The organism is Paenibacillus sp. FSL R7-0272 (assembly GCF_037969905.1).
GTDB classification, from domain to species: Bacteria; Bacillota; Bacilli; order Paenibacillales; family Paenibacillaceae; genus Paenibacillus; species Paenibacillus polysaccharolyticus.
In genome coordinates, this window is sequence record NZ_CP150221.1 from 6,348,828 (window position 1) to 6,361,606 (window position 12,779).

12 protein-coding genes and 2 pseudogenes are annotated in these 12,779 nt (G+C 46.9%); 7 read left to right on the forward strand and 7 right to left on the reverse strand.

Translation table 11 applies throughout. From position 1 onward, the window contains the following. Window positions 1-18: 18 nt before the first annotated feature. Entirely contained in the window at window positions 19-795 is a 777-nt protein-coding gene (locus MKY23_RS27790) for a glucose 1-dehydrogenase (RefSeq protein ID WP_339834008.1), read from the reverse strand. Window positions 796-901: 106 nt separating this feature from the next. Beyond that, window positions 902-1,654: an FRG domain-containing protein gene (locus MKY23_RS27795; RefSeq protein WP_339834011.1), complete on the reverse strand. Its 753-nt coding sequence runs from the start codon at window positions 1,652-1,654 to the stop codon at window positions 902-904. Window positions 1,655-1,994: 340 nt separating this feature from the next. On the opposite strand from MKY23_RS27795, the pseudogene MKY23_RS27800 reads away from it, so the two are divergent. Together MKY23_RS27800 and MKY23_RS27805 are read left to right on the forward strand one after the other, a co-directional pair. Then, window positions 1,995-3,368, forward strand: a pseudogene (locus MKY23_RS27800) (family 43 glycosylhydrolase); the annotation flags it as partial. A 42-nt stretch (window positions 3,369-3,410) separates the two neighbouring features. Further along, window positions 3,411-3,812: pseudogene (locus MKY23_RS27805) on the forward strand (AbfB domain-containing protein); the annotation flags it as partial. Window positions 3,813-3,889: 77 nt separating this feature from the next. On the opposite strand, the gene MKY23_RS27810 reads toward MKY23_RS27805, so the two are convergent. The 3 genes from MKY23_RS27810 to MKY23_RS27820 all read right to left on the reverse strand — a co-directional run bounded on the left by MKY23_RS27810 (window position 3,890) and on the right by MKY23_RS27820 (window position 6,151). Further along, window positions 3,890-4,450, reverse strand: coding sequence for a GNAT family N-acetyltransferase (locus MKY23_RS27810; RefSeq protein WP_339834014.1), 561 nt, complete (start codon window positions 4,448-4,450; stop codon window positions 3,890-3,892). A gap of 218 nt (window positions 4,451-4,668) precedes the next feature. Beyond that, window positions 4,669-4,962 carry a CD3324 family protein gene (locus MKY23_RS27815; RefSeq protein WP_154984271.1) on the reverse strand — a complete coding sequence of 98 codons (294 nt, stop codon included), beginning with the start codon at window positions 4,960-4,962 and terminating at the stop codon, window positions 4,669-4,671. A gap of 280 nt (window positions 4,963-5,242) precedes the next feature. Next, window positions 5,243-6,151 carry a YafY family protein gene (locus MKY23_RS27820; protein WP_339834018.1) on the reverse strand — a complete coding sequence of 303 codons (909 nt, stop codon included), beginning with the start codon at window positions 6,149-6,151 and terminating at the stop codon, window positions 5,243-5,245. Between the two features lie 182 nt (window positions 6,152-6,333). On the opposite strand from MKY23_RS27820, the gene MKY23_RS27825 reads away from it, so the two are divergent. The 5 genes from MKY23_RS27825 to MKY23_RS27845 all read left to right on the forward strand — a co-directional run bounded on the left by MKY23_RS27825 (window position 6,334) and on the right by MKY23_RS27845 (window position 11,085). Next, entirely contained in the window at window positions 6,334-6,912 is a 579-nt protein-coding gene (locus MKY23_RS27825) for a hypothetical protein (RefSeq protein WP_339834020.1), read from the forward strand. Beyond that, window positions 6,909-7,880 carry an MBL fold metallo-hydrolase gene (locus tag MKY23_RS27830; protein WP_339834022.1) on the forward strand — a complete coding sequence of 324 codons (972 nt, stop codon included), beginning with the start codon at window positions 6,909-6,911 and terminating at the stop codon, window positions 7,878-7,880. Before MKY23_RS27825 ends, MKY23_RS27830 begins: the two co-directional genes overlap by 4 nt. Before the next feature lie 376 nt (window positions 7,881-8,256). Next, window positions 8,257-9,330 (forward strand): ribosome small subunit-dependent GTPase A, encoded by a 1,074-nt coding sequence (gene rsgA, locus MKY23_RS27835; RefSeq protein ID WP_339834024.1) that lies wholly within the window; start codon window positions 8,257-8,259, stop codon window positions 9,328-9,330. After that, window positions 9,327-10,361 (forward strand): aminoglycoside phosphotransferase family protein, encoded by a 1,035-nt coding sequence (locus tag MKY23_RS27840; protein WP_339834027.1) that lies wholly within the window; start codon window positions 9,327-9,329, stop codon window positions 10,359-10,361. The genes rsgA and MKY23_RS27840 overlap by 4 nt, the downstream gene beginning before the upstream one ends. 142 nt (window positions 10,362-10,503) lie before the next feature. Then, window positions 10,504-11,085: a dihydrofolate reductase family protein gene (locus MKY23_RS27845; protein WP_339834030.1), complete on the forward strand. Its 582-nt coding sequence runs from the start codon at window positions 10,504-10,506 to the stop codon at window positions 11,083-11,085. Between the two features lie 119 nt (window positions 11,086-11,204). Here the strand turns inward: MKY23_RS27845 and MKY23_RS27850 are convergent, their stop codons facing one another. Both MKY23_RS27850 and MKY23_RS27855 read right to left on the reverse strand, forming a co-directional pair. Further along, window positions 11,205-12,332 carry an SGNH/GDSL hydrolase family protein gene (locus MKY23_RS27850; RefSeq protein WP_339834033.1) on the reverse strand — a complete coding sequence of 376 codons (1,128 nt, stop codon included), beginning with the start codon at window positions 12,330-12,332 and terminating at the stop codon, window positions 11,205-11,207. Window positions 12,333-12,365: 33 nt separating this feature from the next. Next, window positions 12,366-12,773, reverse strand: a complete 408-nt coding sequence (locus MKY23_RS27855) for a hypothetical protein (protein WP_339834036.1) — start codon at window positions 12,771-12,773, stop codon at window positions 12,366-12,368. Window positions 12,774-12,779: the final 6 nt, after the last annotated feature.

Here is a 12,779-nt window from a genome sequence, read left to right on the forward strand (position 1 = left end):
TGGCTATATCGTCAGAAATTATAAATGAGAGCCACCACTGGCATCCAGACATTGTCCTGTCATCCAGCGACTATCCGCCGAGGCAAGAAATGCAGCGATATCAGCCACGTCCTCGGGCTCTCCCCAGCGATTCATTACAGAGAGCCCGGCTGCGTACGCCTGTCCCTGTGGGTTCGCAAGTGTTCCTGCATTCATCTCGGTGTTAATGATACCCGGTTGTATGGCGTTAACCCTGATCTGGCGGCTCCCCAGTTCTTTAGCAAGCAGCTTAGTGAACGTATCCATGGCCCCTTTGGTCATACTATAAGCAAACACTCCTGGGGAAGCTACACGTGTAACAAAAGAGGAAATGTTGATGATACACCCTCCATCCCGAAGCCGAGAGACAGCCTGCTGTGTCACAAATAGAGGTGCTTTTACATTAATTCTCATGACATCCTCAAAAGATTCTTCCGTCGTTTCCTCCAGGCTAAGGATCTGTCCTATGCCAGCGTTATTCACCAAAATATCCAACTTGCCTTCTTGCCCATGCTTCTGAACAGCAGCATCGATCTTGGAAAACAATGCATGAACGCCATCCAGCGTACTTAAATCAGCTCCGATGGCCTGCCCCTGTCCACCACGGTCTATGATGTGCCGCACCACACTCTCCGCTTCCGCCTGCCTTGTTGCAAAATGCACAAGAACGTATGCCCCCTCCTGTGCCAGACGGATCGCAATACTCCGGCCAATACCTCTGCTCGCACCTGTTACTACGGCTACTTGTCCTTCCAGTCTTCTGCATGTCTCGTTCATAACGTCATCCCCTTCAATGAATAATCTGACCTTCTCAAAGGCTCAGGACAGTTATATCACGAGACGACAATCACAATCTTGCTCTTATATTCGGGCGATACCTCAATCACTTGTACAGTCCCAAACGGTGATGAAGCTGCTCTCGAATCTCTGTTTGATTGAGTACTTTAACGATCAGCACAGGTGTGTACTGCTGTTGCATGATTTCAAAAGAAAACTCCGGACTGCACGATGAGGGAACCGTCTGAAACAACTGATAGAAATATAGGCCATTCGGTTCGTCTGAGCCTCTATACTTATACGGTGCCTGATAAATCAGGTAAGGCATTTGGGCCAGATCAGGCTTGTGAAATCCCTTTTTATCGTGATCCGACAGCAGATTTATCCATCGCGGGTCATCGCCCATATCCTCAATCAAGTTATAACGAGATGTCTTCATTTCCACATTCTCCAATATCAGTTCAGTCACGTCGGCTGTATTCTCTCTCGCAAAACCGTATACGTACCCCGCCTGACTCGGCTCCTCGCTATGATCGGTGCGGCTCAAACAGGCAAAGTACAACGCACGTAGCGGAGACGCTGTAAGTTCCAGCAAGTTCGTAGGCAGACCCTCATGGTGACACCAGGCTAACACATGCTCGCGCTCCCACTCTCCCGCTTGATCTGCCATATCTCGAACATAATCGTTTACTGCATCCACATAATATTCCGGGTTATCTCGAAGCAATCGCGCTATTCCTGATCGAAGTAAAGACGAGGATCGAGTGGCATATCGCCTGTTTTCTCCGCGATAATAATACCCCTCCTGACCATTCGGTAACTCTTCAATCATCGCTATGTAGTCTTCTATCGATTTCACCTCATAGCATACGGCATCATTCATAGCAATCTAGCACCTCCAGCACCTATATGTGTTTATCCTTCATCTTCCTACAAACATACTACCATTTACATACGACTTCATCTGATCTTTGGCTTCATATCATCAAACCATTGGGGAGGGAATTCATGCTCTTGCCGCCTATTCTCCATCAGATGTTGCTCTGTTCAGCAATCTCTGAATTGTTCACTTGCTAAATATTGTAAATCAACTACAATAGATTTGAAAGCGCTTTAATTATTCTCTAATCTATATGGAGGTGTACGTAATGGGGAAACGTAAGACGGTCTGGCTTCTGGTTTTCACACTCGCATTAACGATGTTTGGTCTACATCCTGAACGAAGCAACGCGGCAAGTGTAGCAATTACCAATGGTACCGATTGGCTTGATACGGCTGGCAATCCCATTCACGCCAATAGCGGTAATATCCTGCAGGTAGGCTCAACGTATTATCTGTATGGTGAACACGCTGTGGGCGGTAAGTTTGACAGCGTGAACGTCTACACCTCAACGGATTTGAAAAATTGGACCTTCAGCAATGCCATCTTGACCAAAGACTCCGCGACGGAACTCGCCTCCAGCAAGATTGAACGTCCCAAAGTGATCTACAATGCCTCCACCAAGCAATATGTACTCTGGGCTCACTATGAGAACGGAACAGACTACAACCTCGGCCGCGTTGCGGTAGCCACAAGCAGTACACCCAACGGCAAATTTACGTATGAAGGCAGCTTCCGCCCGCTTGACTATGAATCTCGTGACATGACTGTTTTTGTGGACACGGACGGCACAGGTTATCTCGTAACGGCCTCCCGTAAAAACGGCGGTGCGAATGATACGATGGCTATTTTTAAAATGAATGCAAGTTATACAGGGATACAATCGTTCGAAGGATGGTTGTTCGAGAATGCATACCGCGAGGCCCCGGCTGTTGTGAAAAAAGGAAACCGCTACTACCTCTTCACCTCCCAAGCGGCCGGCTGGTATCCGAATCAGGGTGCATACGCTACAGCTACTTCAATGACCGGACCATGGTCTGCACTAACGCCTTATGGCAACCCGTCTGCCTTCGGCTCCCAGATCCATGATATTGCCACGATTCAGGGCAGCAGCACCACTTCGTATATCTATATGGCGGATCGCTGGAATCCGATGAATCTGGGCGAGCATAAACATATCTGGTTGCCCCTCACGCTGAATGACGGCAATGGAACGGCATCGCTGGAATGGTATACCACATGGAATATTGATGCGGCAACAGGTCAGATCACGTTACCTGCTCTCGTCAATCATGCCCAAGGCAAGACAGCCTCCGCCAGCTCGACGGCCTCTGGCTCGTCCCCTTCCCTTGTCAATGACGGTAACTATCAGACCTCATGGGTGGCTTCCTCCAACAGTTGGCCTGCATGGTGGCAGGTCGATTTTGGAGCACCAAAGACCATTACGGAGATTAACACTTCGTGGTTTATGTATAAAGGTTCCGAGGGGTATTACAAATACAAAATCGAGATTAGCAACGATGGTGTAAACTACTCCACGCTGGATCGCACCAACAATCTGACATATGGTTTCACCACGGATGCTGTACATTTCACGGCACGCTATGTGCGAATCAATATGGTCAACGCCGTATTGTGGAACAATCCGGGCAATTGGTACACCCCAACACTGCATGAAGTCAAAATGCTGGGCCCATCCACGCCTGAAGCTACAGGCTACAGCCAGTTCACTTCACACAATGTATCGGATCGCATGATCCGTCATGCCAACTATGTTGCTCGCATTGATGCGAATGTCACCCCCGCTCTGGATGCCCAGTTCCGCGTTGTACCGGGTCTTGCCAGCTCTACAGGTGTTTCGCTGGAGGCAATCAACTACCCTGGTTATTTCCTGAAGCGTAATGCGAGTAATAAAATTGTACTTGAAGCCTTCACAAACACCACTGCATATAAAGGCGATGCCACGTTCCTGATCAGCCCCGGCTGGGCAGACGGCACCAAAGTATCTTTGCAATCATACAGCCAACCGGGATATTACATCCGACATTATGATTATGTGTTGCAACTGGATGCCGTGAATGCCGCCAGCAATACGACTACAAAAGCAGATGCTACGTTTGGGCGATTGAATTTCTAAGCAACAATGATGTTCAAATTCACCTTTTTCCATGCTCAGCAGACTATTTCCTTCACAAGAAATAGTCTGTCTACCCATCAATTGAACCTATGATTCGAGAAACGAAAGATTAATTTGAGCCCATCCTCGTCTGCGGTCATGGCTACTTCTTCCTCGTACAAACCTTGCGTATAATTCGCTACCGTCTTGCGCCAGAAATGCTGACCCGTTTTGTTTTTCTCCCCTGGATTGGTGAATATCTCCCAGTTGCCCTTAAACATAGCGAAGATCATTACAGCCGCCTTCTCCGCGATACCCATTCCCCGATACGGCTGCAACAGGAAAAATTCATGCATGAAAAAATCGATGCCTGGCGCACAGTGAGGCGGTGTTGCCACCATTGCAAATCCAGCAGGTCTGTCCTCAGCCATGATCAGGAAGGGATAGAGACAGTCCGGCTTTTCCCACCATATATTTTGTACATCGTATTGGTCGTGTAATGTTCGGTAATCAGAACTCGCTTCGTAAATACCATGTACATTCGGTCGATGTGCCTCCTGCAACCCATAATGTCCAGACAGGTCATGCAGGTATAACGGATACATGTTTTTGATGATATATGCCTTATCCTGATTTGTCAGTTCCACTTGGATATTCATGTTTATCTAAATCACCGTTCCTTCCACTGGTTACGGCCGCTTCCTTACTCTAAATAAGTAAACGTGCCCTCTGGACTCTATTGTACGAATGCTGGTGTTGGACAGATATGTAATATTCGTTTTCTAATCATTCTGTACATCCACATGTCTACTCATTGAAAGAACATAGTAAAAAGCCACATCCGATGGCTCGAATGTGGCTTCCTTTTCATCCAATCTCATTTCATTTCTATTTCTATTTCGCTTCGCTTTTTAGAATATACAATTTTCTTAATACTCTCGATGGATAAACAATATTGCTCTGCAAGCTCATCGATCGTTGCTTCCGTAGCAAACTTCTGGCGAATCTCGTTGTTCCGCTCCCGAATCAGTTGTCGACCGCCTGAATTCTCCCCCCATTTCTTATGGGTATCCTTAGGCCTCGGAATATAGATTAATCCACCAGGAAGATGACGTTGTATCTCCTCGAGCAATGCCTTCGGAAGGACGGCATCCGCATTCACATATTTCATCGTACTCCACTCCTTAAAAAGTTAATCTTTAAGGCAGCAGAGTCTTACGAAGAAACTTTTGACTTCATCGTGTCAATGATGGCGGGAATGGATATTAGGCTCTATGCAAACAACCGCCGTTGTTCCTCGCATGGACTCTGCATAGAGCGTGTCGTGAAACCTATTATGAATCGAATCATGGTAGCCCCCCTTTCGCTGAATCGATATAAAATTACGTAAAATCATGCCCCGGCATTTCAAATTGCACTCCTATATCTTCCATATAGGAAACTGATATCCTCTAATCCTCCTTATACTGCGCTACACTTTGCTCCAGCATCACACGCACCTGCTCCTGCAATTCTGGTGGGGATATCACCTTGACCTCGGGTCCATAGGAGAGTAGCCTACGCGCTGTAAAAGCAAACTCCGAATGTGGCACAACGCCGCGCCACTCTTGATCTGATACGGTCTTGAATAATGTATCCGACGCGGCTATTCTCGCCCCGAATGCTGTAAATTGCAGTACAACCTCTTCGCCATCCGTGTGCGCTGCCTGTTTCATCCATGCTTTTAGTGTGGGTACAGATTCATCCATCTGATCCAGCACTGTAAGCTGCTTTATTCGATCCACACGATATAACAATACGCGATCGTTATGACGTGCAGGCATGTACCAATACCCCTGCTCATAATAGATGCCTATGGGATTGACGGCCACCTTTTTCCAGCCACTGCGAGCGTTGTACAAAAATGAAATCACTTTCTTCTCGACTGCGGCTGTTAGCAGATCGGATGTGAGGGAATCGTGATGCTCACCCGGATGCTGCATAAATGCAATATGCTCTCTCATTCCTACAATCCGTTCCTGTACATCCGAAGGCAGTGTAGAGAAATACTGTTCTGCCAGATGTCCACGAATCGAACCATACGGAAAATCAGGAACCATCTCCAAATATTCAAGCATCATAAACAAACCTAATGCTTCCTGCTGCGTCAGCTGCAGAGGTGGCAAAATGCGATTGGGCAGCACACGGTATCCACCGTTAACACCTACCTCCGTGTATAAGGGAAAGCCCATCGCCTGTAATGCATCCAGATCACGCTGGATGGTTCGAACCGATACTTCGAATCGTTCTGCCAGCTCCCGAGCCGTGAACTTATGTCTGGAATCCATGAGGCGCATCATCGCCAGCCTGCGTTGATTCATCCTATCCCCACCTTAACTACGTCACTTTTTGTCATAGAAAAATTGTAACATATCCGAGCTATTCCACGAACGCGAAGACGTTATAGCATCCTTGAATGATTTTGCTTTGCAGGCAGGCTCTCCGCACATAGATGTAGAATATTAAGGCATCTACCATTAAATGTCGGGAGTTGAGACCAACAATGACCAGTAAAGAAATCTTTCCTGAAAATGTACGTGAGATTATTGATTACATAGAACATGGCGATGTATTGAAAAGGGCATATTTCCCCGTTACCGATGGCGTTACAACAGATGAAGACGCTTCTGAGGTACCAAATCCGTTTACGAATCTAGAGGAAGCCTTGCTATTTTACCAAGATCAAGATGTAGAACCACCTTATTATTTTCTATTAGACATCACCGCAGATGCCTCAGGAGATATTCCGCCCGCCTCTGGTGATCAGGAGAAGTCACTTGCCCGAGCGTTCATTATGTATGAAGAAGAGCAAGACTTCTACGGCATAATGAAGAAAAAATTAGAGGGACAGGCCCCGGAATTGGTACTGAAGCCTGATCAAATCAACCATCTCGCTGATATCATCAGCGGTGATCTATTTCAGATTGCGAGAGCCCGATTGTTATGCAAGGAGCCACATCCGTATTTTGAAACCATGTTTAATGTCTACAAAAATCAAGGACTGCCTGTAGGCTGGGTAGGTGGCGAATCTGCCAGTGAAGGGCACTTCGTCATTTACAGTCGTCCGAGACAGGAGAGATGATGTTGAGAGACCGGATTGCAGCCTTTCGAGGCTCCAAGCATTTTGAATTAAAACATGTTACGGATCACGTCATTGCGGCCATTGCAGTTCCTGGTACAGGATCTTTAGGGAATGCAACCATCATTGATCTGGGCGATGCAACAATGGTCGTGGATACTTTCCTAACCCCGCAGGCCGCATCAGACCTGAAAGAAGCAGCCACTTCTATTACAGGGAGACCGGTAACCTACGTTGTGAATACACATTGGCACAGTGATCATACCTCTGGAAATCAAGTGTTTGTACCAGAAGCTCTCATCATCTCGACAACGGCTACCCGCGAGATTATGGATACCTTTTCAAGACAAAGAATAGCTCAATATCGGGAGAATACGGAGCAGATGAATCAGGCGATTCATCAACAAGAAATACAACTGCAGCAAGAGACCGATGAAAAGTTAAAACGAGAGATGGCCTGGGATAATGCTAGTGACAATGAGTTTATGCAGATGCTCCCCGATCTGGTACATACCGTTCCCACGATAACCTTTAATCAACAGATGGTCATTCACGGTAGCCAATGTACCATCCAACTCCTTACATTTGGTGGGGGACATACCCAGAGTGACACGATCCTGTATATTCCTGAAGAGAAAATCGTTATTACAGGAGATCTGGTCCTGTCCAAACATCATCCGGTTTTGGCTAATGCCAACCCGCAGGAGTGGCGGCGTATATTGGAACAGATCGAGCAGCTTGGGGTGGAGACAATCATTCCCGGGCATGGAGAGGTATGCTCTCTGCAAGAGCTTCATGATGTAAAAGGATATATTCAGGATATGCTGGCTCTGGTGACAGAAGCCGTGAAGGCCAAACAATCTATAGATGATATTGAAGTACCGCACAACTATAAGGAATGGTTGTTTACAACCTACTTCAAATCGAATTTAAGCAAAATTCACACGCTTATCACGGAGTCAGAAACATAGTGTAGTTTATAAAATTTTGAAATTTGCATAAAATAAACATTGAATTATTTTCCATTACAGGGTATGGTTAAGAAGCTTAGCGATAAGCAAGTTCCTTACACGAAGGGAGAGGTTTTAAATGGCTGCTACTTATACGAATATGGTGGTTCAGTATTAAAACCGAATAGCTGGCATATCTGAAAAAAGCGGGATGACTCCCGTATTCTTTGTTATGCCATCCAAAGTAACCTTTCGTGAATATTGCTGTTTGCAGATACGATGAAGGTCGTATCTTTTTTGCGTCCTGATGCCGCAGAACAGTAGCTTCTTAAGAGGCTGCTTGTTTGCGGCATTTTTGCGTCCAAAAACAACATTTAAAGGAGCTAACCTTATACCCATGATGAATTTAAAAACCTACGGATATATCGAAACAGAAGAGGTCCCCGATGGATTAATACCTGGAAGAATCACAGAACTTCGGCGGGAGCAATTCACGGTCATGACAGAGCTCGGTGAAGTCACCGCAGTATTGAAAGGTTCATTTTATTATCAGGCGGATATGCCAACCGACTTCCCTTGTGTGGGGGATTTTGTCCTGCTGCGCCACAACGATATCGGTGATTCCCTGATTGTTAAGGTGCTGCCCCGAAGGTCCAAATTCTCGCGTGCAGACTATGCAGGCCATGCTGCAGGCTATGCCAAAACGATATTGGAGCAGGTTGTCGCCACCAATTTCGATGTCGTATTTATCCTGACTTCGTTGAACCAAGATTTCAATGTGAATCGCATTCTGCGTTACCTGACACAAGCCAGACAAAGCGGTGGTAAACCGGTCATCATTTTGACCAAGGCAGACCTCGTTACAGAAGATCATGCCATGCTCACGGAAGTTAAACAAAGGATCTCCGATGTACCTGTTCACGTGATCAGCAGTCATACTCGCTTGGGGCTGAACGAACTGGACACTTATCTAGCACCAGGTCAAACCGTTGTATTTCTCGGCATGTCTGGCGTGGGTAAATCCTCTCTGCTCAATGCATTAATTGAAAATGACGTCATGAGAGTGCAGGCCATACGGGAGGACGACAGCCGTGGACGCCATACCACAACACATCGTCAACTCTTTATGTTGCCTTCGGGCGCAATGGTTATTGATACGCCTGGCATGCGTGAGCTTGGGCTTTTCGATGCTGACGAAGGTATTCATGCAAGCTTTGCCGATGTCGAAGCATTATTCGCTCAGTGCCGCTTTACTGATTGCCGCCATCAGACCGAGCCTGGATGTGCAGTTCTCTCAGCACTCGCGGACGGTTCATTACAACATGAACGGTGGGAGAATTATATTTCCCAGCAGTCAGAGAACAAGTATGTACAACACAAAACGAACTACCTCATCGAAAAAAGAGCAAAAAACAAAATCAACAGGATTCAGAGTAAACAAACCAACAAAAGCGGAGGTCGGAAGAAATGAATAAGACGAAGATGACGAAAATAAAGATGCAAACGTTAACTCATGTTTTAAACCAATATTTTAAGAAGAACATTATTGTAGCGGACTATCATACAACCACTCTACATGGCGGAACTGTGGGTAACGTCAATCTGGTAACAGGAACAGCCGAAACCGAAGATGGTCAAAGGTTGCCTTACCAACTCGTACTGAAGGTTCAGAAACAATGGGAACGTTATAATGATCCCGGTTCCTGGCGCCGGGAATATGATCTGTACATGTCTGACCTCGAAACAACATTCTCGGAAACCTTCCGCTGGCCCACATGTTATTACGCGGAGATGAATGCCGAGGAAAATGAATTTCAGCTGTGGCTGGAATATATCGATGGCGTATCTGGTCTTGATCTATCTGTTGACATGGTTGAACAGGCTGCGCTGGAATTAGGGCGTTATCAAGGCAAGCTGTATGCGGAACAGCCCGCAGTGCTGAAGAGTCTGACCAACCTGAGCCATGCCGATCTCATGAAAAATACGTATCTGCACTATCGCTCATGGCCTGTCGTTTATAATTACATCCGTTCTGAAGACTGCGAATTCCCACTCCATATCCGGCAAATGTTGATCGATATGGATGAACACTCGGACGAAATGTTCGCTCGTATCGAACAGTTGCCACTTGTGTTAAACCATCGGGATTTCTGGGTGACCAATCTGATCTATGCCGATGGGAACATCGCGCTCATCGATTGGGATACATCGGGGTGGGGATACTTTGGAGAGGATATCGCAAGCCTGGTTGCCGATGAGTGCGATATTGAGCATATGGTGGAATATTATCAGCGCTGTGTTCCTGCGTATTATAAGGGCTTTGCGGAATATGCCGATGCTCCTCCACTCGCCGACCACTGTGTACACGAGATGATTCTGTTCGTGTTTGGATACAGACTTGTCGAGGGTTATGTACATGCCGAGTCCGATGCGGCGAAGGAAGAGAACCTGCATATACTCCAGAAAATCTATGAAATGAAACATAGCCCGCTACAGGGATAAACGGTGCGGTAGTTCATTGCTTATCCATGCTTCCAAGCTCCCTCCTTGGCTGTACTTTAAGTAAATAAGCATTTAAACTGCGTCAAGTATTGTCATAGTTATGGTGTATCTTACAGGTATCACAGGAAGGGAGCGATGAACGATGAATACTTCTAATTCAAAAACGATTCTTTACATTGCCATGAGCCTGGATGGATATATTGCCCGATTGGATGGTACGTTCGATTGGTTGCTTGATGTGGAAGGTGATGGCGGCGATAACGGCTATGCCACATTCTATGAAACGATTGGCAGTGTGGTTATGGGACGTTCCTCGTACGAGGCAGTGCTTACCATGCCGGGAGACTTCCCTTATGCAGATCGTCCGACTTATGTGCTTTCTCGCTCAGAACAACCACCTGCACCGCATGTACAATTCACAACCGAGAGCGTAAAAACACTCATTCCCCAGCTGAAACAGTCTTTCGAGGGAGATGTTTGGATTTTAGGCGGAGGCCAGCTTGTTCATTCTGTGATGGAGCAGCAGTTACTGGATGAAATTGAGGTCGCTATTATCCCGAAAGTACTGGGTGAAGGTATTCCCTTATTTCCAATGGGCACCGTACCGACCCTGCTGAAAACGATTCGTACCCAGACGCTTGGACAGATTATATCCATCCGTTATGAGGTGCAATGCCATCTTGCAACAGAGGGTTCATTAGAATTAAACGACCAGACTCGATAAAAACAACTCGAAGAAGACCGCACAGCGTCCTGCTGCGCGGTCTTTCGTTACCCTTGGGTATATAACAACCATTGCGAGAATCGATATAAGCCGGAGAGTTTATTTACACAACTTGTATATTATAGAATTCTCCGAATGTACTCTGTTAAAACATCAGCCGACCGGCGATGTGATTGATCGCCAGGGTGTGACCTTGCGCCCATCGTTTCCTCGGTCGTATTTGGCAACTGAAGGATCGACACAGCATGATCTCTTGTTTGCCCGTGATAGGCATCCACCGCACGGTAGATGGCGGGAAGCAGAGAAGATCCAAGCATGCCATACGCCCAGATGATATGCGCTTGCGGGTTATTTTTTCGCAGCTTGATCAGAAAGCGCTCCACTGCATTCTCGAACTTGGCCAAGTCCGCCTCATGATACGTCCCGTCTTCGTTCAAGCGCTGCTTGTACACTTGTCCGGTCAGTGGATCTGTCCAGGCTGGAGACTGGAATGCACCATCGTCATTGCTACCCAGATTGACCACAACCACATCAGGCTGCCAGGAGCTAAAATCATGTGGCTCCAACGCACCAAGCCGCTCATTGTGCTCCCCTTTTAGCAGACCGCATACCTGCTCATAATACTCCGGAATGTTGCCAGCGGGATTGTTGTCCCAACTACTCAGCACGCCCCATCCGCTCTGAGAGATGACACGATACTCTGCATCTAAGGCCTCAGCCGTCATGAACGTATAATTGTGTAGTGCACTGAACCACATGGGTACCCAGTCCTCTTCTGTCTTCGCCCCAATTGCTCCTTCTCCCGAGGTGATGCTATCTCCGATAAACTCGATTTTAAGAGGTTTCTCTTCTACAGGTAGGAACGTGCCCTCCGCCTTCACCGCATGAAACTGCAGACTGTTGTTCAGGTCACCACTCATCGCCTGTACATCCTTGATGATACGCACATTTTTGACCGCATTAGGATTCATGCCACGAAATACACAGATCCAGGCTCTACCCCTGGTTAACATCTGACGGCTTACCGGAACACCATTGATAACAATGCTGATCCAGAGCTCAAGCAGATCATAGGAGGATTCTATTTCAACCCAAAATTCCGCACCCTGTACGTTCAATTCAACTGCACTACCTGTCCAAAACAAGGTCAATGGTGACCGCCCTACCGCAGTTCTACCATGTATTTTTACATGCTGTACATCTGAAATAGCGATAACCTCTAATTCTCCATTGGAGCTGTTACTCATAGGAAACCTCCTGTTCAATTCATGGTTATATTCTCACTTATCGGATACTACCACCCGGAATGGAGCATGCCCTGTTTCCGCATGAAGAAGCTGTGTGGGTTTGCGTAGACGCGGACTGCAAACCAGTCTAAACACTGCCTGCTTCTGTTCAACTTCCACCAATGAAACATCAATCCATAGAGGAACCAACGGGGCATGCCAGCATAGGAGATCCACGGCCTCATCCACTGTAAATTGCCGATGCTCTACATTCTGCGGAGCAAGCACAACCAGCCGCATCATCTCGTCTGCACCGTTCAGCGATTTGTCCAGTTCGGGAGCAGGTTCAATGAGCAAGCCAATCTCTTCATACTCCAGTTGGTCCCGCTCCCTAATCTCTTCGATGGCCTGTATCAGATGTGCTCGGAAGATTACTTTATCCATCTGAGTTATTCGCTCCATAAACCC